Here is a 17,066-nt window from a genome sequence, read left to right as displayed (position 1 = left end):
AACAAAAAATTAGAAAGACTCCAAGAAACGTCAAATCCGGCGCCGACACCAAAGTGCTGTGGAGCACGGTTACATGTGGTCTTCCTATGGGTGAATTGGCCGGATTCTGGTGACTTCGGCAGAGTCTGCCGCCTCAGGCGATGATGACATCCAGAATAAATTTGACGCCCGGGTAGGCCAGCGTGAGCAGCAGGTAGGCAATCATCACTGCCCGGGCCGCCTGCCGTGCATAGAGCCCGCTGCGCCATTGAATGAGCAATAAGACAGCGATGAGAGCAAAGGCCAGAACGGCGAGAAGCGTCTTGTGGTCCAGCGACAGAAGATGCCCGTCGACCAGATAACCGCGTGCCATACCGCTGACGATCCCCAGGAAGAGCACCAGTTCGGCAAAGGCCAGAAGTTTGAATTGCAACCGCTCGGCATCCGCGACCGAGGGCAGCAGGCGGCCCAGCCGTGAGCTCAGTTTGAGCTTCAGCTCCCGCTCTTTCAGGTAAACGGCCACGCCGGCAGTCGCGGCAATGGTGCAAAGCGCATAGGTGCCGACAGAGGCCGCAATATGAAACCGCAGCCAGAAATCCGCCTCGGCGGCCAGCACCGTCGCGCTCGACACGCCGCTCCACGCCAGCGCCAGTAACGACAGCAGGATCAGGTAGGGCACCAGAAGCGGCGCAAGCCGCCAGGCCTGCAGCGACAGCAGTGATATCAGTGCAAAGATCCATATACTCGCGGCGATCGTTACCCAGAGCGCCAGACTGAATCCGCTGTCCCAGGCCGCGCGCATGAGCTCAGGCACAATCAAGGCCGTCGGCCCGGCCACGGCAACCAGCATCGCCGCCCAAAAAACCGGTCCCGGACGCTCCGACGAGCCGCGATAAGCGGCCAGCGCCACGGGCACCAGTGCGGCGACAGCAGAAAGATTGAGAAGCGGCGAGCTGATCATAGGCTCTATATATCACCTCTTGGCGGCGACAACAGGAGACTCTACGTTGTGGCCTGCAAATAACCGCGCAATGGTTTAGCGCAATTTTTCAACGCAGTGTTTCTCTGGCCGCGCACCCGACTCCAGAGCGAATCATGAGGAGCGATTTTATGACCCTTGTCTGCGCCCTGATCGTCGCTGCAGGACGCGGGCATCGCTTTGGTGGTGAGCTGCCCAAGCAATATGCCATGCTCGCGGGCCGTCCGGTCCTGCGGCACGCCATCGAGAGCTTCTCCCGTCATCCTGAAATCGGGAAGATTCTGGTCGTCATTCATCCCGACGACAGAGATCTCTACGCCGACGCCGTGACCGGCCTCGATCTGCCCGAACCGGCGCTTGGCGGCGCGACACGCCAGGATTCGGTCCGGCGCGGTCTTGAACAATTGGCGGAAAGCAAACCAGGCAAGGTACTGATTCACGATGCGGCCCGCCCCTTTGTGCCCGAGAGCGTCATCAGCACGGTCATAGGGACTCTGGATCGCGCCGTGGGCGCCATCGCCGCCCTTCCGGTGGTCGACAGCCTGAAGCGGGGCACGGAAGGCGTGATCACCGAAGCCGTCGCACGCGAGGGCCTCTGGCGGGCGCAGACGCCGCAGGCGTTTCTTTATCCCGAGATCTTGGCCGCTCATCAGGCATGCAGTACCGGTTCCGACGCCGCAGGAGGCCTCACGGATGACGCAGCGGTGGCGCGGGCCGCCGGCCACAGCGTAGAATTGGTTGAGGGCGCAACGGAGACATTCAAGGTGACCACAGCGGAGGACCTGGCGCGGGCAGAGCGCTGGCTGAACAGCACAAGCCTGGAGACCCGAACCGGCAGTGGCTTCGACGTCCATCGTTTCGGGACGGGAGACTTTGTGACGCTCTGCGGCATCGAGATCCCCCATTCGTCAGGACTGCAGGGTCACTCGGATGCAGATGTCGGCCTGCATGCGCTGACCGATGCGATTCTGGGCGCGCTCTCGGCCGGTGACATCGGCCAGCACTTTCCGCCCTCCGACCCGCAGTGGAAGGGGGCTGACTCCGCCCTGTTCCTCCGGCACGCCCTGGAGATGGTCACGGCGCGCGGCGGCCGTTTCGTCCATTGCGACGTCACGCTGATCTGCGAGGCCCCCAAGGTCGGCCCGCACCGCGCAGCGATGATCGAGCGAATCGCCGGGATCCTCCAGTGCAGCCCCGAGCGGGTGAACGTGAAGGCGACGACCACGGAACGCCTGGGCTTTACCGGGCGTGGCGAGGGGATCGCCGCTCAGGCGACCGCCAGTCTTCTGCTCCCGTCCTCACCCCCAGGGCAAGAGGAACGTTAGGAATTCATGGCTGTACCGTCTTCCCCTGCTCCATCTCAGAGCCAAAGCCCAAGTTCAGATCCAAATTCTGGCTCTGGCCCAAATTCTGGCTCAGGTTCAGGCCCAGGCTCAGGTTCAGGCCCGGGCGCCGGGACCCCGCTCTCGCCTTTCCATCCCGCGGCTCTGATCGCGACCTGGCTGGGCAGCGGGCTCCTGCCCAAGATTCCGGGTACCTGGGGGTCACTGGCCGCCCTGCCCTTTGCCGCGGCTCTGGCCTGGCTCGGCGGCCCCTGGCTCTTGGCGGTTGCGGCGGTTCTGGTGTTCCTGGTCGGCATCTGGGCCAGTGACGTCTACGCGCGCCGGCATAATCTCGAAGATCCGGGCGCCGTCGTGGTCGATGAGGTCGCTGGCCAATGGTTGACCCTTGTCCCCGTCGCGCTGCAACTGGAATACTATCTCCTAGCGTTTGTGCTGTTTCGCGTCTTCGACATCCTTAAGCCCTGGCCGGTCAGCTGGGCCGACCGGAAGCTGAAGGGCGGCTTCGGCATTATGGTGGACGACATCTTTGCCGCGGTTTACGCGCTGGCTGTATTGATTGCGGCCGTATGGGTTTTGGAGTCTCAGATTGTTTCCTGAAGAGTTACTGACAACGGCCACGAAGCTGCTGGAGCACTGCCGCAAGGCCGGCCTGATGGTAGTCACCGCGGAATCCTGTACCGGCGGCCTGATCGCCGGCTGCCTGACCGAGATCGCCGGGTCTTCGGACGTGGTCGAGCGCGGCTTCGTGACTTACAGCAATGCGGCCAAGATGGAGCTTCTGGATGTGCCTGAAGCCCTCCTGGCAACAAAGGGCGCCGTGAGCGCGGAGGTGGCCGAAGCCATGGCCCAGGGCGCTCTGGCGCACTCCCGTGCGGACATCGCAGTCTCGGTCACCGGGGTCGCGGGACCCGGCGGCGGCAGCGCCGCCAAGCCCGTAGGGCTCGTGTTCATGGGTCTCTGCCGGCGCGGCGATGCCCCGAGCCATCGCAAACTGAACTTTCCAGGTGCACGGAGCGATGTTCGCCGCGCGACCGTGCAAGCGGCCCTGGCCGGCCTCGGCGAGATGAGTCTCGGCCAAGTAAGTCTGGGCAGGAAAGCCCGCGGCGCGGATGAGGTGGGATCGTAATGGCGTTTCCCGGCGGGCCGGGTAGCAGCGGCCCTCAACAAGGCGGTTCCTATCCAAACCCACAGCAGTCCGGCGGCATAAGACCCGGGCCCCTGCAATCGGTTCCCGGCCTTGACCTGCTGCTGCTCCTGATCATCTGGCTCGGCCTGCAAAAGCTCTTGCCAATGATACTCCTGAGCGCCCCCGAACCGGGCAGTCCGGGAGACGGGGCCCGCGGAGAATTACCGATTATCCCGGTTCTGATGGTGATCGGCCTGCATTCGCTGATCATGCTGGGCGCGACCTACTTTATCATTGTAAAGAAGCACGGTCTGCGCCTCGCCGATCTTGGAATCGTCCTTGTATCAAAGACCTGGGTCATCCGGTCGGTCATCTTTGGCACGCTGGCGATTCCGGTCAGCGGTATTGTCGCGCAATTCCTTCAGGCACTTTCCGGTGAGCCTTTCGAGAACCCGCAGATGGACGTCTTCCTCGCTGGCGGCTTCTCGCCCGCGATTCTGATCACCAGCCTTCTGGTTACAGGCGCGATCGTGCCCCTGGTCGAAGAAATCGTCATGAGAGGCGTCTTTTACGGCTGGCTCCGCGCCCGTTTGTCGGTTGCGGCGTCGGTGGCGATTTCCTCGTTGGTCTTCGCATTCCTCCACGGGATCCCGTTTTTATTCCCGGTTTTCGTCCTGATCGGCGCCATGCTCGCGCTGATCACCGAAAAGAGCGGTTCGGTTCTGTCGGCGACCATCGCCCACGCGGTCTTCAACATCATCAACATCGCGTCCTTCTACTGGCTCGTCCAACAGGGGATCATACAGTCCGGCGCGGGCTGAGGAAGCCCCGCCCAATCTCGCGAAATCCAGGCGGGTAAAGCGGCTGTTGTGTCCGTTGGATTTCTCACAGACACAGCTTGGTTCTGCGCTGGGAATTTAGCCCACGTTCGCGGTGTAACAGCTGAAAACACTTTTCGGTTGCAGCGCTGGTGATCGAAAACTCCTCTATTTTTCAACACACAAAGCGAAAAAATCGGCGTGTGATTGATCACAATCAATTTGCCGATCCAATATAAGTATTACTATATCCACTGTGCGTTAGGACGCGTTCCCAAGCGTCTCGCCGGACGGCGTATCCGGCCTGAAAACTAACGGCAACATACCTGTAACCGACTCATGGAAAATGAGCGCAATGTGCACCCTTGCTTTGGGCGGGATGGTACGCCCCCAGAGCAAAAAAAATCGGAGGGATGAAATCGTGACCACATCACGTCGTGAGTTTCTGGCATCTGTTTCCGCGACAGCCATGTTCCTGGCTGCCCCGAAGGTCTTCGCTGCTTCTGCCGGCGCGGGCCGCAATGTCACCTTTATTCCACACGCGGGCCAGGCCGGCGTTTTTTGGGCGGTCAAGAAGGATGGCGAATTCATCAAAGCCATTCCACGCACCGAGTTTGATCCCAGACCGACCAAGATGATCACCGACGGCCTGGTCAGCCGCACTTATCACCAGACCCGCGTGAAGTATCCTTACGTGCGGAAATCCTATCTGGAAAACCTCGACGGCGACCGCAAGCCGGAACTGCGCGGCAAGGAGCCCTTTGTGCGCGTGGACTGGGAGACGGCCCTGAACCTGACCTCCAAAGCCATTCTCGACACCATCGACAGCCACGGCAACGACGGCATCTTCTCCTCCTCCTACGGCGCCTGGGCGCACGGCGGGGTTCTGACCCCCAACGTCCTTCAGGGCCGCTTCTTCAATCTGATCGGCGGCATGAGCGTGACCGTCAGCGACTACTCCGGTGGCGCCGGACAGGTCATCATGCCGCATGTGGTGGGTGACATGGAGGTTTACTCCCGTCAGACCTCCTGGTGGCAGATCCTGCAGAACACCGAGCTTTTCGTGCTGATCGGCACCGATCCCCACAAGAACGGCCGCGCCGAGGGCCGGACCACGGACCACTCCATGTATCCGCGCTGGGAAGTGATCCGCGACAGCGGCGTGAAATTCCTCTCGATCAATCCGCAATACACCACGACCGACGAGTGGCTGAAGGCGGAGTGGATGAAAATCATCCCCAACACCGACACGGCCCTCTTCCTGGCCATGAGCCAGCACGTGCATGCCAAGGGCATGCATGATCAGGAATTCCTCGAGCGCTATACCGTGGGCGCCGATAAATTCATCGCCTATCTCAACGGTCAGGACGACGGCACGGTCAAGACTCCGGCCTGGGCCTCCAAGATCACAGGCATTCCCGAGGCCGATATCATCGCGCTGGCCGAGGAATGCGCCGTCAAACGCACGCAGTTCGCCGGCTCCTGGGCGATCCAGCGGGCGCATCACGGCGAGATGCCCTATTGGGCCATCACCTCCTTCGCGGCCATGACAGGCCAGATCGGCCTGCCCGGCGGCGGGATCGGTTTCAGCTGGCACTGGGGCCAGGGCGGCGCGCTCTTTGCCCAGGCCCGTGCGCCCGGCGGCCTGCCGCAGGGCCGCAACCAGGTGGTCGGCTTCTGCCCCGCCTCGCGCATCACCGAGATGCTCAAGAACCCGGGCGGCAAGTTCATCCGCAACGGCGGTGAATACAGCTATCCCGATGCGCAGATGATCTTCAATTCGGGCAACAACTTCCTGTCCCATCACCAGAATACCAACGAACTGATCGAAGCGATGCAGAAGTGCCACTCCGTGGTCTGTATCGATCCCTGGTGGGTCGCTTCCGCCCGCTTTGCGGATATCGTCCTGCCGGCAACCAGCACGGTGGAACGTGACGAGATCAGCTCGGGCGGCACCTACTCGAAAGACAAGGTCTATGCCATGCGGCAGGTGATCGATCCGGTGGGCGAATCCCTGGATGACTTCGAGATCTTCCGCAGGCTCGCCGAGATCTTCAATGTGGAGCAGCAGTTCACCGACGGACTTGACCGGATCGATATCATCCAGGCCTCTTACGAAAAGTCTTCCGCCGCGGAGACCATGGATTTCGAGGAATTCTGGGAGCGCGGCGTTGCGCGGGTTCCGATCCCGACGGAAGAACTGGAATGGGTGCGCCACGGTGCCTTCCGCGAAGATCCGGATGCCAACCCTCTGCACACCCGTTCTGGCAAGGTCGAGCTCTACTGCGAGGCCATCGCCGAGATGAACGTGCCAGACTGCCCGCCCATGGCACAATGGCTGGAGCCGGCGGAATATCTCGGCAACGCCGAACCCGGGCAGGTGCATGTGGTCAGCCCGCACCCCTATAACCGCATCCACTCCCAGTTTGCACAATCCGATCTGCGGCATGAACTCAATGTCGAGGACCGCGAATTCGTGCGGATCAATACAGAGGACGCGGCCGCCCGGGGCATCAAGGACGGCGATCTCGTCGAGCTGTCGAACGAGCGCGGCACGACCATTGCCGGCGCCCGGGTCACGGACCAGATCATGCCCGGCGTGGTCTCCCTCTACGAAGGCGCCTGGCTGTCCTTCGACAGCAAGGGCCGCTGTAACTCCGGTTCGATCAACGTGCTGACCTCCAGCCGGGCCTCGAGCCAGCTCAGCCAGGCAACAGCCGCCAATACCTGCATCGCCACGCTGAAAAAGGCGGTGGATGTCGAAGGGCCGAACCAGGCTTACGTCGAACCGGATCTGATTTCCGATCAGGTGGCCAGCCTGGACCCGGACAGCCTCGGCATCGACCGGGCCGCGAACATCGCGGAGAGCTTCATGAGCGCCATGGAGCCCGGCGAACGCCTGTTCTACGAGAAGTGCACGCTCTGCCACATCCCGCAGGATCCAAAGAGCCACACCAAGGCCCAATGGAAAGGCATCACCGAAAGCATGTTCCCCAACGCCGGGGTCGAGGGCGAGGACCAGAAACTTATCCTGGATTTCCTCTACCAGAACGCCAGAGATGCCGGTTAGATCCTCATCGAACGCCAGTTGAGGACAACTCCTTCAGGCAGGATTCACGGCTTGGGCCGTGAGTCTTGCCTGATTTGACTCAGATACGTGAATTTGCAGCGTTATCCTTCGCCCGCCATCCGCTCACGGCGCTCAGGTTCAGCGCCGCTGGGTTCGGGCAGCCCGAATGATCCGACAGGGACTTCGCCGTCCGGTTCGTAGGTGGCGAGGGCAAAGCCCCCGCTCGGGTCTTTCTCTGGCCCGCCGAGCGCCTGCATCACGCCGTCGAGTGACTGAAAATGCCGCCAAAGATCACTCGCACTCTTGCTCTCCTGTAGCCGTTTCGGCCTCACCTTAACTTGCCCGAAAGGCCCGCATCTGCGCGTCGAGCGCGCGTTCGAAGGCGGGGCGCGCCAGACACCGTTCAAGATAGCGATCGAGCGTCGCGGAGTAGGCGTGAAGATCCGGGACTTCACGCAGCACCGTCGCCATCATAAGATCGCCGGCCGTGAAGCGATCCAAAAGATAGTCTTTGGCGCCGAGCCAGTTAGCGAGTTTTTCGAGCCGCCCGCTCAGTTCAATTTCTGCCTGCGGACGACGCGCTTTCGCCCAGGCCTCGTGCGCATAGAAGACATCAAGATGGACCAGATTCTGCACAGCGGGTTCGACTGAATTAAGGGCCGCGATCACCCAGGAGGTGGCCTTCGCAAATCCGGCAGGGTCGCGCGGTGCCAGCGCTTCGGATTTCGCAGCCAGATGCAGCAGGATCGCACCGGATTCGAACATCTCCACCTCGCCGTCACGATAAGCCGGGACCTGGCCGAAGGGCTGCCAGGTGCGGTAGGCGTCGCCCGCGCGGGCCGCATCGTCAAGCAGCACCGCCTCGTAGGACAGGCCCGCCTCTTCCAGCGCCCAGCGCACACGCAAATCCTTCACATAGCCTTGCGCAAACTCGGGCGCCCAATCGAGGGCAGATAACTGCGTTTTCATCTCCGGTCTCATTCTCCGCAACGAGTGTGGGTCGAGCTACACCGCAGGCTGGATCAACGTCGCCGTCGCTCAAGGTCTGAGGTCGACGGCCGCCCGGGTGGATCCGTCCATGTAAAAGGGCACCGAGGAATGGTCGTGAACGATACGCCACCCCTCCCCGGTCTTGCGGAAGCACATCGTCGTGCGGAACCAGACATCGACCTCTTCCCCATCGGTCTTTGTGCCGCGGATCCGATTGAGCGCGGAGCTGTAGGCAAGCCCCTCTGTGACGGAAAGCTCCATATCCTGCGCGTCGATACGGATCGGGCCGTCCCAGGTGGCGAGCCACGCGTCGAGACCGCGCCGGTCCAGACCGCGTTCACCCAGCGGCGGCGCCAGACTGTAGATCACCGCGTCAGGCGCGTAGCAGCCGGCGATGGCCTGCGCGTCTTTGTCATGATGCGCCCGGTCGAGCGTTTGGCAGAGGGCGATGATTTCGTCTTTATTCTCTGTCATGGTCTCTCTCCTCAAGCCTCAAAGATCACATCGAAGCCGCCGTAAATCAGCCGCTTGCCGTCGAAGGGCATGGGGTTGGCGTCCTCCGCCATATCAGGGTCCGCAAAGACGCCCTGCATGCCGGCATCGCGGGTCGCCTTGTCGGGCCAGATAATCCAGGAGAAAACGACCGTTTCGTCTTCCTTCTTCTTCACCGCCATCGAGAAGGATGTGGTTATGCCCTCGGGTATGTCGTCACCCCAGCACTCGACCGAGGAAAGCGCTCCATGGCGCTTGAACACCTCGATCGCCTTTTGCGCGTGAACCCGATAAGCGTCCTTATTTGCCGTCGGCACCGCGGCGACAAATCCGTCAACGTAGGTCATTGCTCTCCTCCTTTAATTGATTTTACCGGTCGATGATTCCGCTGCGGCTTCGAGCACAGCGATGTCGATCTTGTTCATCTTGAGCATCGCCTGCATGACCCGCTCTGCCGCCACGCGGTCGTTGGATTTCAAGAGCTCATGGTTGCAGGCTGGCGCGCGCATGACGTTACCAATCCGGCTCTCGGGAAACAGACCGGCATAAAACTCGGCCGCCTCCTCGGCATCGCCATCGAACCGGAGATGAGGCACAATCCTTTTCATTCTGCGGTCCTTTCAAGTTGAAAAAGTCCACCGGGTACGCATTTGTGCAAACGTCGGTTCCGGGGCTGTATCTCCTTGCTTTCAATGTTCCTTGACGACTAAAACCAAGCGGCCGCCTCAAGGATGCCGGTCCCCTTCCACGTGTGATTGGTCGAAAAGCAGTTCGATGTAGCGCTTGAGATGGTCGACGCTCTCACGCGCGATTTCGCGGTCGCCCGTCGCCTTCGCGAGAATGAACGCGCCCTGAAGAACCGCCTGCGTGTGGCGCGCAAGGCTTGCCGCTGTCCAGTCCGCCGAGATGGCCCGTTCTTTCATCGCGGCTTCGATATCGGCCTCCAGCGTCGCCGCGTGGCCGAAGATGCTCTCTGCACAGGCCTCACGGATGGCCGGATAGGAGTCATAGGTCTCTTGGGTCATGGTCCCGACAAGACAGGTAAATTCGGCCGGAACACCCTCGATAATGGATTTGCGGAAGTCGACATAGGCGCGCACGCGATCGAGCGGATCTTCGGGCGCATGGTAGGGCGCCTGCCTGAAGAACGCGCCCGTCGTCTCGGCCCAGAACTTCGCAGCCGCAACGCCAAGCGCCTCTTTGCTCTCGAAATGATGGAAATAAGCGCCTTTGGTCACGCCGGCAGCCTTGCAGAGATCATCGACGGTCGTGGCCGTGAAGCCCTTTTGCCGGATGACGTCTCTCGCAGCTTCCAAGAGGCGTGTTCTGGCGTCTCCGCGTTCAGGGTGGCGTTTGGTCGGTCGTGGCATAAAGAATACATACCGAATAGTTGGTATGTGAATCAAGTAAGCTTTTTCTCCGTTGCTGTGGAGGTCATGAAACCAGTGTGATTCAACGTGAAATTGAGCAGGAAGGTCCTTTCCGGCTCAGCTTTGACCCAAGTCTTTGACGATTCGCTGTCTCAAGCGCCTCTACCCACCGACTCTCGGTTTGGGGCCATAAAGCACCTCGGCATCAGGTGTTCCCAGCCACCTCACTGCTCGGTTCACACTTACACCGACCGCAGCAACGATCAGCAAACACGAAACTACCTGCGCTGATTTTACGCAACTAAATGGTTGCTTAATGACAGTTCCTGTGTCACAAAAAGGCAACCAAGGAGTTGCCTTATGCAAAGTACGGAAGACAAAATCGAAAAGACAATCGACCTGGCGGCGCCGCTTCCCCGGGTCTGGCGGGCGCTGACGGATCACAGAGAATTCGGTGAATGGTTCCAGGTGAAGCTCAGCGGCCCCTTTCGGCCCGGCGCCGTGGTGACGGGACAAATGACCTTCCCCGGGTACGAAGACTATCCCTGGCGGGCCAGAGTTGAACGCATGGAGCCTGAAACCCTGTTTTCCTTCAAATGGCACGATTTCGACGAGAAATCGGATAAAGACGTTTCTGAACAACCGACCACTTTGGTAGAGTTCCGGCTGGAAGCGATCGATGGCGGATCGACGCGGCTGCATATTACGGAATCCGGATTTGCCGCCCTGCCCGATCCGCGGAGACTTGAAGTCTTGCGCGAAAACACAAAGGGATGGGAGATCCAGGCTGACAACATCAAGAGTCATGTCACAACCTGATGCGGACCTCGCCGTCACGAGCGCCGCACCCTTGTTCGCGGCGCTTGGCGACCCGACGCGCCTCTCACTGGTGATGCGCCTGGGCGACGGCCAGCCGCGCTCCATCGCGGAGCTCTCGGACGGAATCGATTTAACCCGGCAAGGCGTCAGCAAACACCTGCGGGTGCTCGAAGAGGCCGGTATTCTCTCCAGCGAGCGCGTTGGCAGGGAAAGCAGGTTTTTGATCTGCCCCGATGCCATAGAGGAAACCAGGAGCTACCTGGATCGAGTCTCCGGACAGTGGGATAGAACGCTGTCGCGTCTTAAGACCTTCGTTGAGAAGTGACGAAACCGGATCGGCTGGGCGTCTGCGCCTCTAACCTCCGACCCTCGGCTTGGGCCCGTAAAGATCCTCGGCACGGGTCTCGAAAGCCGCCACCATGCGGCGAACCGCCTCATGGAACAGGGCCTCGATCATCTTCTGCAGCAGTTTCGACTTGAATTCGAAGTCCACGTAGAAATCGATCACGCAGCCGTCGTGATGCTCCTCGAAGCGCCAGTGGTTGTTGAGGTACTTGAAGGGCCCTTCGGCATAGGTCACGTGGATCTTCTTGCCCTCGTCATCCAGGGCCACCTTGCTGGTGAAGCGCTCGCGGATCATGCGAAAGCCGATCACCAGATCCGCCGTGATCAGCCCTTCCTTGCGCTCGCGAATGCGCGCGGCCACACACCAGGGCAGGAACTCCGGATAGTGCTCGACCTCCGCGACCAGGGTATAGAGTTGTTCCGGGGTGTAGGGCAGAACCCGCCGTTCAGCGTGCGTGGGCATAAGACCGAGAGCTTATAAATGACATGACCGCCGGTCTTACCACAGCTCGCGCGCGGCGGCACGCCGAATTCCACAGGGTAACTTTGTTTTTAGACTCTCCGGGAACCAGGAGCCGAGCCCTCTGAAGGAACTGCTCGCACCCTTCTCGTCTCCTGGATTGTTCCCGCGAAGGTCTTCTTCATCTCAAGGCTGTTTCGCCGGCTGCTCCAAAGCCCGGTTCGGACCTGCACAGTCCGTCCTTCGCGTGTAATTGCGCAGCTGCGCAGGCTTCTGTCGGACAAACATAGACCGTCACGTTTGTGCCTGCACTTCGGGACACAAAATTAGGTTGGAAAGTTAGCTAAGAAAGTGCGTCGATAAAGCGCCTCACCGACAACGCGCAGGACACCAGCTTTTGAGGCGCTACAAGATCTATTGTATCCTGGGATGTATGGGTCACGGTCTGTGTCGCCATGTTTTGCAGAAGCCAGTCTGATGTGATCGCGATGGCCGGACGCCCGGCTTGGAGAAACATGCTGTGGTCGCCCTGGACCCAGGGACTTCCGGCACACGCGCCCTCGGAGGCAAGCAATTCCTGTGAGGCCGAAGCCGCCATGCCATCCGGTAGACCGAACAGGGAAAACGCCGTATCACCCTCAAGATAGCCAACGCCGTCCACATTGATGTTCAAGGCGATCGTATCAAAAAGGCCGCGATTAGCCGCCATATAAGCGACCTGGCCCGGGACGGCATAGTGATCCTCACCGTTCAAGGCGACGAGTTCGATGCAGAACCGCCCCTTGTAGCCGGCGAGCAGTTCCCCCAGAAGCAATAGGGTTGCGATCCCGGTCGCGTTATCGAGCGCACCCGGAATGCTTTTCTTGGCGTCTATATGGGCCGTGACCACGATACGCCTTGGAGCGCGTTCGTTGATCCTCGCGATCACGTTAGCTGCCCTGGAAGCGACCCGACTGCCCTGCGAGACCAGAGTCAGCGGTTCTCCGGCCCTTTGCAGGAGGCGTTCGCCCTCTTCCCCGGTCGTGAACACCGATGGAATATCGAAATCGCCATCCTCGATCATGGGCGTCGGGTAACTCCCGTCTCCAGCCGCGCCGCCTTTGCGGGCCGTCGCGGTGATGATTGCCGCGGCATCGCAGGCCTCCAGCGACGCAATGATCCGCTGGTGCGCGTCATCACTGTAAAAGGGAAAGTTTTTCGGCATCAAAGACTGACGAGCAATCTCCCCATGGAGCAAAAGAAGCTTGCGAGCGGGCGCCGCCGCTTCCAGCTCCTCCACAGTCGCCACGGCCGCCAAAACTGCATGTATCTCGCAACCCAGCGCATAGGGGCTGGCAAAAACGCCGAATTCGACCCCGTCTTCAGCCGTCAGCGTCGCCCCACCCTCGTGCCAGTCAAGCGCATCGAAGCTTTCTGTTGCAACCGACCAACCCTGCGCCGTCAAAACCGCGGCAACATAGTCCGTTGCCGCACGGTTGCCTGCACAGCCGGCACTCCGGTCATGAATATCGACGCTGAGTCGCGTCAGATGCGCCATGACCTGCGCGCACTGTTCAGCATAGGTCTGCGGTTCGGATGTCGTCATGTCTTATCTCGTCTGTTGGTGGAACATAAGACCGCTGAGGCTGTCGCCCAGCGCAGCTGTTAGCCGAAACGCTCTTGTGCGATCTGATGAGAGACGCCAAGCGCGGTGCCGATAACGCGCCAACCGATGCCGCGCCGGCGCAGTTCGCCGATCTGATTTTGGAGCCTGTCTCGCGTCCTATCGACGAGTTCGGATGTAGCCGCGATCTCACAAAGAAGCACTTCGTCCCCGGTCTCGTACCAGTCGGATTGGCCGGACGCGGATTGTTCCAACGCGTCGCGGGTTGTGATCACCCGAATAGCGACGCCGATACAATGATCACAGATGTTTACGGCCGGTCCTGCAACCAGAGCACCAGCCGCATCGGCTTTCCTGCCGCAAAACGAACAGGCCAGCATGTCATACCTCCTTTTCCCCGGCGATCAGTGCCCGGTCGTGTCCGAAAGCGTGTTGATGACGATCACGCCGCCAACGATCAGGGCAATCCCGATCATGGCCGGGGTGTCGAGGGCCTGCCGGAAAACGACCAGACCGAGCAGCGACACAGCGACGACGCCGACACCCGCCCAAATCGCGTAAGCGATGCCGAGCGGTAAGACCCGGAGCGTCAGGGACAGGAAAAACAGGGCCGTCACAAAGGCCGTGACCGCAAGCACCGCAGGCCACATACGGGTGAAGCCATATGACTGCTTGAGGGCCGCGCTGCCCGCGACCTCTGCAAGGATGGCGATGGAGAGGTAAACCCAGTGCATCGTTATTTCCAGTTCTTAAGAAGGTGCTGGATTGCCTCGGCAACGTCATATGCCAAGGCATCGATGTGTTCCTCCGGCAATTGCGCCTGGGCAAACTGAACCTGCAACGAAGCGCCGTCGATCAGGGCAACGAGGATGTGCGCCAGCCGGGCCCGCAGATCCGCCTCGAGGTGGGAGGCCATCAGGTGCACCAATCCCTCAACGTAGCCAAAGACGTGGGCATAGCCCCTCGCCTTCAGCCGGGCGTAACGCGGGTCATTCAGGGCCAGGAACTCGGCGATCGCGTAAAAGCGCCCGGAATCGCCGGCATGGTGATGCAGGAGGGCGCGCGCGGCTCCATGAATGCACTCTCCTGGCCTGCCGGGATCCCAAGTGATGCCGTCCAGAATCGACAAAGACGCCTCGATCTCCGCCGCGATGACAGCTTCGACCAAATCGTCCTTCGTGGGAAAGTAGTACTGCAGGTTTCCGACGGAAATTCCGAGCCTCATCGCAATCGCCCTGAGAGATACGCGCGCATACCCCTCCTCGAGCAGCATTCGGCGGCCTTCTACCTCAATCGCGTCGCGGCGCGCTTCGCCTTTTGGACTCCTTGCCGATTTACTTTTCATCGCTGCCGCACCTTTGAACTGACCTTAGATATAACTATTAGGTCATTGACCTAAAATCAAGTGCGACACGCAGCCACAGCCAGAGGTGCGGCGTAAAAACTCTGTGTGCGGAGCGGTTAACCGGACCTGTTCATGATTCGGGCAGGCCCTTCGATCCCTCGGTGGCGTACAGGCACACCGAGGCGCGTGGAGATGACAGGAAGATGCGCCAGAAGACCCGCCGGAAAACACAAATAACCGGACGGTGCTTGTCGGCAGCCGCCCGGAGCGCGCGGCGGTGCTTTACCCGTTCGCGGCCAGTTTCTGCTCGCGGGCCACACGCAGGGCCTTGAAGTCCTCGTCCGCATGGTAGGACGAGCGGGTCAACGGTGTGGAGGCGACCACCAGGAAACCCTTGGAAAGCGCGGAAGCAGGAGGTCTTAATCGGACCTACTGGATACCAAGTCGACTTAGCAGTGCTTCATGCTCGTTCATGGCGTCCAGGAAAAATGGATTGGATTCAACGCCCCCAAATGCGGAGAGAACCTGGAGCCCGCGACGATAATTGCCCTCGGCCTTCTTGAACTTGCCAAGTTGCACTTGGATCCGTGCCAAAGCAATCTGCGCGCCTGCCGTGGCTGCGCCAGAAAGGCCGATCCTGTCTTCAAGAATGGCCAATCCCTCTTCATGCATCTCTTCGGCCACTTCGAATTCGGACCGTGCGCCTTTAAGTCGTCCCCAGTTAAGCATCAGGTACGCCTTGATAATCGGATCGACTTTTGGGTTGGCGTCCAGGACGCCTTGGGCCTCATCCAAGATCGGTTCGGCTTCGTCCAATCTACTTTGAGCCGTAAGGGTGCTCGCCAGGTTGTAGCGAGCCTGAACTCGAGCCTCAGGCGGAACACCAGGGGTGGAGTCGACTAGCGCCAGGTTGGTCCGGTGCCATTCTTCGGCGCCGGGATAGTCGCCTGCATTCTGGGCAGCGGCGGCCCGCTGATAGTTCTCGTTATACAGTCTCGCAGCCTCAACCCACTCGGACGACTGCGCAGAGACCATGTCGGGATCATAAGCCGACCAGAAGAAGATGATAGCAAGGCAGAGAATGGTGCGTCGCGTATGCATTTGTTTAGGCCTTTCAACCGTCGACGTCGAAATCCGCGGGCGAGCGCAGCGTATCCAATTCTGATGATGAACGCGAACTTCGGTGTCCGTCGGTGAATGGCGGTTCCGGGCTCAAACCGGGCATTCGTTACGCCGAACAAATACGGCAAGTGTATGGAACCACACCTTGAAGTGCCCTTCTGCACTTAGGCGAAATCGGTCCCTTACGGTAACTCAGATGATCCGGATTAACCGTTCGCCGCCAGTTTCTCTTCACGGGCCACACGCAACTGCGCGAAATCCTCGTCAGCGTGGTAAGACGAACGGGTCAGCGGCGTGGAGGCCACCACCAGGAAGCCCTTGGAGAGGGCCATTTTCTTGTAGTGGCCGAATTCGTCGGGTGTGACGAAACGATCGATGGCGTGATGCTTGGGGGTGGGCTGCAGATACTGGCCGATGGTCATGAAGTCGACATCGGCGGAGCGCAGGTCGTCCATGACCTGCAGGACCTCTTCCTTGCCCTCGCCCAAGCCGACCATGATGCCGGACTTGGTGAAGATGCTCGGATCGATCCGCTTGACCTCGTCCAGCAGGCGCAGGCTGTGGAAATAGCGCGCGCCGGGGCGCACTTCGCCGTAAAGCCGGGGTACGGTCTCCAGATTGTGGTTGAAGACGTCCGGCCTGGCCGCGACCACGACCTCCAGCGCGCCTTCCTTGCGCAGGAAGTCGGGGGTCAGGATCTCGATGGTAGTTTCAGGCGAGACCTCGCGGGTCGCCCGGATCACCTCTGCGAAGTGGGCTGCGCCGCCGTCGTCCAGGTCATCGCGGTCCACCGAGGTAATCACCACGTGTTTCAGGCCCAGCTTGGCCACCGCTTGTGCCACGTTGGTGGGCTCGAAGGGGTCCAGGGCGTTGGGCTTGCCGGTTGCAACGTTACAAAAGGCGCAGGCCCGGGTGCAGATTTCACCCATGATCATCATGGTGGCGTGGCGTTTGGACCAGCACTCGCCGATATTCGGGCAGGCCGCTTCCTCGCAGACCGTGGCGAGATTGTTGTCCCGCATGATCTTGCGGGTCTCGTGATAGGTCTCGGAGGTCGGCGCCTTGACCCGGATCCAAGCCGGTTTGCGCTGGATCGGATTGTCGGGCTTGTGGGCCTTTTCCGGATGGCGGACGCGCTTTTCAGCCGCTGCGGCCACGGGCTTCACCACCGTCGTGCTTTCGCTGCTCATGCTGCTTTACCTGTT

Annotated in this window: 21 protein-coding genes and 1 pseudogene; 7 read left to right on the top strand and 15 right to left on the bottom strand. The window is 60.5% G+C overall.

Features of this window, described 5'->3' with window-relative positions; translation table 11 throughout:
- Positions 1-133 precede the first annotated feature (133 nt).
- Positions 134-940, bottom strand: a complete 807-nt coding sequence (gene ccsA / locus FKG95_RS16140; RefSeq protein WP_142897416.1) for a cytochrome c biogenesis protein CcsA — start codon at positions 938-940, stop codon at positions 134-136.
- 149 nt (positions 941-1,089) lie between these two features.
- Here ccsA and FKG95_RS16135 point away from each other — a divergent pair, with 149 nt between their 5' ends.
- The 5 genes from FKG95_RS16135 (at position 1,090) to FKG95_RS16115 (ending at position 7,315) form a co-directional block, all read left to right on the top strand.
- On the top strand, positions 1,090-2,283 hold the full coding sequence (locus tag FKG95_RS16135; RefSeq protein ID WP_142897415.1) for a bifunctional 2-C-methyl-D-erythritol 4-phosphate cytidylyltransferase/2-C-methyl-D-erythritol 2,4-cyclodiphosphate synthase: 1,194 nt from the start codon (positions 1,090-1,092) through the stop codon (positions 2,281-2,283).
- 6 nt (positions 2,284-2,289) lie between these two features.
- Entirely contained in the window at positions 2,290-2,898 is a 609-nt protein-coding gene (locus FKG95_RS16130) for a phosphatidylglycerophosphatase A family protein (protein WP_218940221.1), read from the top strand.
- The gene (locus FKG95_RS16125) at positions 2,888-3,427 is read left to right on the top strand and encodes a CinA family protein (protein ID WP_142897414.1); all 540 of its coding nucleotides are present in this window, start codon (positions 2,888-2,890) and stop codon (positions 3,425-3,427) included. The genes FKG95_RS16130 and FKG95_RS16125 overlap by 11 nt, the downstream gene beginning before the upstream one ends.
- Positions 3,427-4,248, top strand: a complete 822-nt coding sequence (locus FKG95_RS16120) for a CPBP family intramembrane glutamic endopeptidase (RefSeq protein ID WP_142897413.1) — start codon at positions 3,427-3,429, stop codon at positions 4,246-4,248. The genes FKG95_RS16125 and FKG95_RS16120 overlap by 1 nt, the downstream gene beginning before the upstream one ends.
- Before the next feature lie 418 nt (positions 4,249-4,666).
- Entirely contained in the window at positions 4,667-7,315 is a 2,649-nt protein-coding gene (locus FKG95_RS16115) for a molybdopterin-dependent oxidoreductase (protein ID WP_142897412.1), read from the top strand.
- 101 nt (positions 7,316-7,416) lie between these two features.
- Here the strand turns inward: FKG95_RS16115 and FKG95_RS16110 are convergent, their stop codons facing one another.
- The 6 genes from FKG95_RS16110 to FKG95_RS16085 form a co-directional block, all read right to left on the bottom strand.
- Positions 7,417-7,647 carry a hypothetical protein gene (locus FKG95_RS16110; protein WP_142897411.1) on the bottom strand — a complete coding sequence of 77 codons (231 nt, stop codon included), beginning with the start codon at positions 7,645-7,647 and terminating at the stop codon, positions 7,417-7,419.
- Position 7,648: 1 nt separating this feature from the next.
- Positions 7,649-8,284 carry a glutathione S-transferase family protein gene (locus tag FKG95_RS16105; RefSeq protein WP_142897410.1) on the bottom strand — a complete coding sequence of 212 codons (636 nt, stop codon included), beginning with the start codon at positions 8,282-8,284 and terminating at the stop codon, positions 7,649-7,651.
- Positions 8,285-8,353: 69 nt separating this feature from the next.
- Positions 8,354-8,779, bottom strand: a complete 426-nt coding sequence (locus tag FKG95_RS16100) for a YybH family protein (RefSeq protein WP_142897409.1) — start codon at positions 8,777-8,779, stop codon at positions 8,354-8,356.
- Between the two features lie 11 nt (positions 8,780-8,790).
- Positions 8,791-9,144 carry a DUF1428 domain-containing protein gene (locus FKG95_RS16095; protein ID WP_142897408.1) on the bottom strand — a complete coding sequence of 118 codons (354 nt, stop codon included), beginning with the start codon at positions 9,142-9,144 and terminating at the stop codon, positions 8,791-8,793.
- Positions 9,145-9,156: 12 nt separating this feature from the next.
- Positions 9,157-9,405, bottom strand: coding sequence for a VOC family protein (locus FKG95_RS16090; RefSeq protein ID WP_142897407.1), 249 nt, complete (start codon positions 9,403-9,405; stop codon positions 9,157-9,159).
- Between the two features lie 117 nt (positions 9,406-9,522).
- Positions 9,523-10,113: a TetR/AcrR family transcriptional regulator gene (locus tag FKG95_RS16085; RefSeq protein WP_246116801.1), complete on the bottom strand. Its 591-nt coding sequence runs from the start codon at positions 10,111-10,113 to the stop codon at positions 9,523-9,525.
- 414 nt (positions 10,114-10,527) lie between these two features.
- On the opposite strand from FKG95_RS16085, the gene FKG95_RS16080 reads away from it, so the two are divergent.
- Together FKG95_RS16080 and FKG95_RS16075 are read left to right on the top strand one after the other, a co-directional pair.
- Entirely contained in the window at positions 10,528-10,986 is a 459-nt protein-coding gene (locus FKG95_RS16080) for an SRPBCC family protein (protein ID WP_142897405.1), read from the top strand.
- The gene (locus tag FKG95_RS16075; protein ID WP_142897404.1) at positions 10,973-11,311 is read left to right on the top strand and encodes an ArsR/SmtB family transcription factor; all 339 of its coding nucleotides are present in this window, start codon (positions 10,973-10,975) and stop codon (positions 11,309-11,311) included. The genes FKG95_RS16080 and FKG95_RS16075 overlap by 14 nt, the downstream gene beginning before the upstream one ends.
- Before the next feature lie 30 nt (positions 11,312-11,341).
- Here the strand turns inward: FKG95_RS16075 and FKG95_RS16070 are convergent, their stop codons facing one another.
- The 8 genes and pseudogenes from FKG95_RS16070 to lipA form a co-directional block, all read right to left on the bottom strand.
- Positions 11,342-11,794: a type II toxin-antitoxin system RatA family toxin gene (locus FKG95_RS16070; RefSeq protein WP_142897403.1), complete on the bottom strand. Its 453-nt coding sequence runs from the start codon at positions 11,792-11,794 to the stop codon at positions 11,342-11,344.
- A gap of 340 nt (positions 11,795-12,134) precedes the next feature.
- A complete protein-coding gene (locus FKG95_RS16065; protein ID WP_142897402.1) occupies positions 12,135-13,376 on the bottom strand; it encodes a M28 family peptidase in 1,242 nt (413 codons plus the stop codon).
- A gap of 59 nt (positions 13,377-13,435) precedes the next feature.
- A complete protein-coding gene (locus tag FKG95_RS16060; RefSeq protein ID WP_142897401.1) occupies positions 13,436-13,774 on the bottom strand; it encodes a ClpX C4-type zinc finger protein in 339 nt (112 codons plus the stop codon).
- 24 nt (positions 13,775-13,798) lie between these two features.
- Entirely contained in the window at positions 13,799-14,128 is a 330-nt protein-coding gene (locus FKG95_RS16055; RefSeq protein ID WP_142897400.1) for a DMT family transporter, read from the bottom strand.
- A 2-nt stretch (positions 14,129-14,130) separates the two neighbouring features.
- Positions 14,131-14,739 (bottom strand): TetR/AcrR family transcriptional regulator, encoded by a 609-nt coding sequence (locus tag FKG95_RS16050; protein WP_142897399.1) that lies wholly within the window; start codon positions 14,737-14,739, stop codon positions 14,131-14,133.
- A 282-nt stretch (positions 14,740-15,021) separates the two neighbouring features.
- Positions 15,022-15,135 (bottom strand): annotated as a pseudogene (locus FKG95_RS30195) (lipoyl synthase); the annotation flags it as partial.
- A 33-nt stretch (positions 15,136-15,168) separates the two neighbouring features.
- Positions 15,169-15,840, bottom strand: coding sequence for a tetratricopeptide repeat protein (locus tag FKG95_RS16040; protein WP_142897398.1), 672 nt, complete (start codon positions 15,838-15,840; stop codon positions 15,169-15,171).
- Between the two features lie 227 nt (positions 15,841-16,067).
- Positions 16,068-17,051: a lipoyl synthase gene (lipA, locus tag FKG95_RS16035; protein ID WP_142897397.1), complete on the bottom strand. Its 984-nt coding sequence runs from the start codon at positions 17,049-17,051 to the stop codon at positions 16,068-16,070.
- Positions 17,052-17,066 lie beyond the last annotated feature (15 nt).

It is taken from the genome of Denitrobaculum tricleocarpae, assembly GCF_007004665.1.
Lineage (GTDB): Bacteria > Pseudomonadota > Alphaproteobacteria > Kiloniellales > Kiloniellaceae > Denitrobaculum > Denitrobaculum tricleocarpae.
This window is presented reverse-complemented; position numbering and strand designations above follow the sequence as displayed.

What these genes read in the sequence shown, in the direction of transcription:
- FKG95_RS16070 (WP_142897403.1), bottom strand. Translation starts at nt 11,794, where the DNA reads ATGCCCACGCACGCTGAACGGCGGGTTCTGCCCTACACCCCGGAACAA.
- FKG95_RS16055 (WP_142897400.1), bottom strand. Translation starts at nt 14,128, where the DNA reads ATGCACTGGGTTTACCTCTCCATCGCCATCCTTGCAGAGGTCGCGGGC.
- FKG95_RS16135 (WP_142897415.1), top strand. Translation starts at nt 1,090, where the DNA reads ATGACCCTTGTCTGCGCCCTGATCGTCGCTGCAGGACGCGGGCATCGC.
- FKG95_RS16130 (WP_218940221.1), top strand. Translation starts at nt 2,290, where the DNA reads ATGGCTGTACCGTCTTCCCCTGCTCCATCTCAGAGCCAAAGCCCAAGT.
- FKG95_RS16075 (WP_142897404.1), top strand. Translation starts at nt 10,973, where the DNA reads ATGTCACAACCTGATGCGGACCTCGCCGTCACGAGCGCCGCACCCTTG.
- FKG95_RS16040 (WP_142897398.1), bottom strand. Translation starts at nt 15,840, where the DNA reads ATGCATACGCGACGCACCATTCTCTGCCTTGCTATCATCTTCTTCTGG.
- ccsA (WP_142897416.1), bottom strand. Translation starts at nt 940, where the DNA reads ATGATCAGCTCGCCGCTTCTCAATCTTTCTGCTGTCGCCGCACTGGTG.
- FKG95_RS16105 (WP_142897410.1), bottom strand. Translation starts at nt 8,284, where the DNA reads ATGAAAACGCAGTTATCTGCCCTCGATTGGGCGCCCGAGTTTGCGCAA.
- FKG95_RS16050 (WP_142897399.1), bottom strand. Translation starts at nt 14,739, where the DNA reads ATGAAAAGTAAATCGGCAAGGAGTCCAAAAGGCGAAGCGCGCCGCGAC.
- FKG95_RS16080 (WP_142897405.1), top strand. Translation starts at nt 10,528, where the DNA reads ATGCAAAGTACGGAAGACAAAATCGAAAAGACAATCGACCTGGCGGCG.
- FKG95_RS16065 (WP_142897402.1), bottom strand. Translation starts at nt 13,376, where the DNA reads ATGACGACATCCGAACCGCAGACCTATGCTGAACAGTGCGCGCAGGTC.
- lipA (WP_142897397.1), bottom strand. Translation starts at nt 17,051, where the DNA reads ATGAGCAGCGAAAGCACGACGGTGGTGAAGCCCGTGGCCGCAGCGGCT.
- FKG95_RS16120 (WP_142897413.1), top strand. Translation starts at nt 3,427, where the DNA reads ATGGCGTTTCCCGGCGGGCCGGGTAGCAGCGGCCCTCAACAAGGCGGT.
- FKG95_RS16090 (WP_142897407.1), bottom strand. Translation starts at nt 9,405, where the DNA reads ATGAAAAGGATTGTGCCTCATCTCCGGTTCGATGGCGATGCCGAGGAG.
- FKG95_RS16100 (WP_142897409.1), bottom strand. Translation starts at nt 8,779, where the DNA reads ATGACAGAGAATAAAGACGAAATCATCGCCCTCTGCCAAACGCTCGAC.
- FKG95_RS16060 (WP_142897401.1), bottom strand. Translation starts at nt 13,774, where the DNA reads ATGCTGGCCTGTTCGTTTTGCGGCAGGAAAGCCGATGCGGCTGGTGCT.
- FKG95_RS16095 (WP_142897408.1), bottom strand. Translation starts at nt 9,144, where the DNA reads ATGACCTACGTTGACGGATTTGTCGCCGCGGTGCCGACGGCAAATAAG.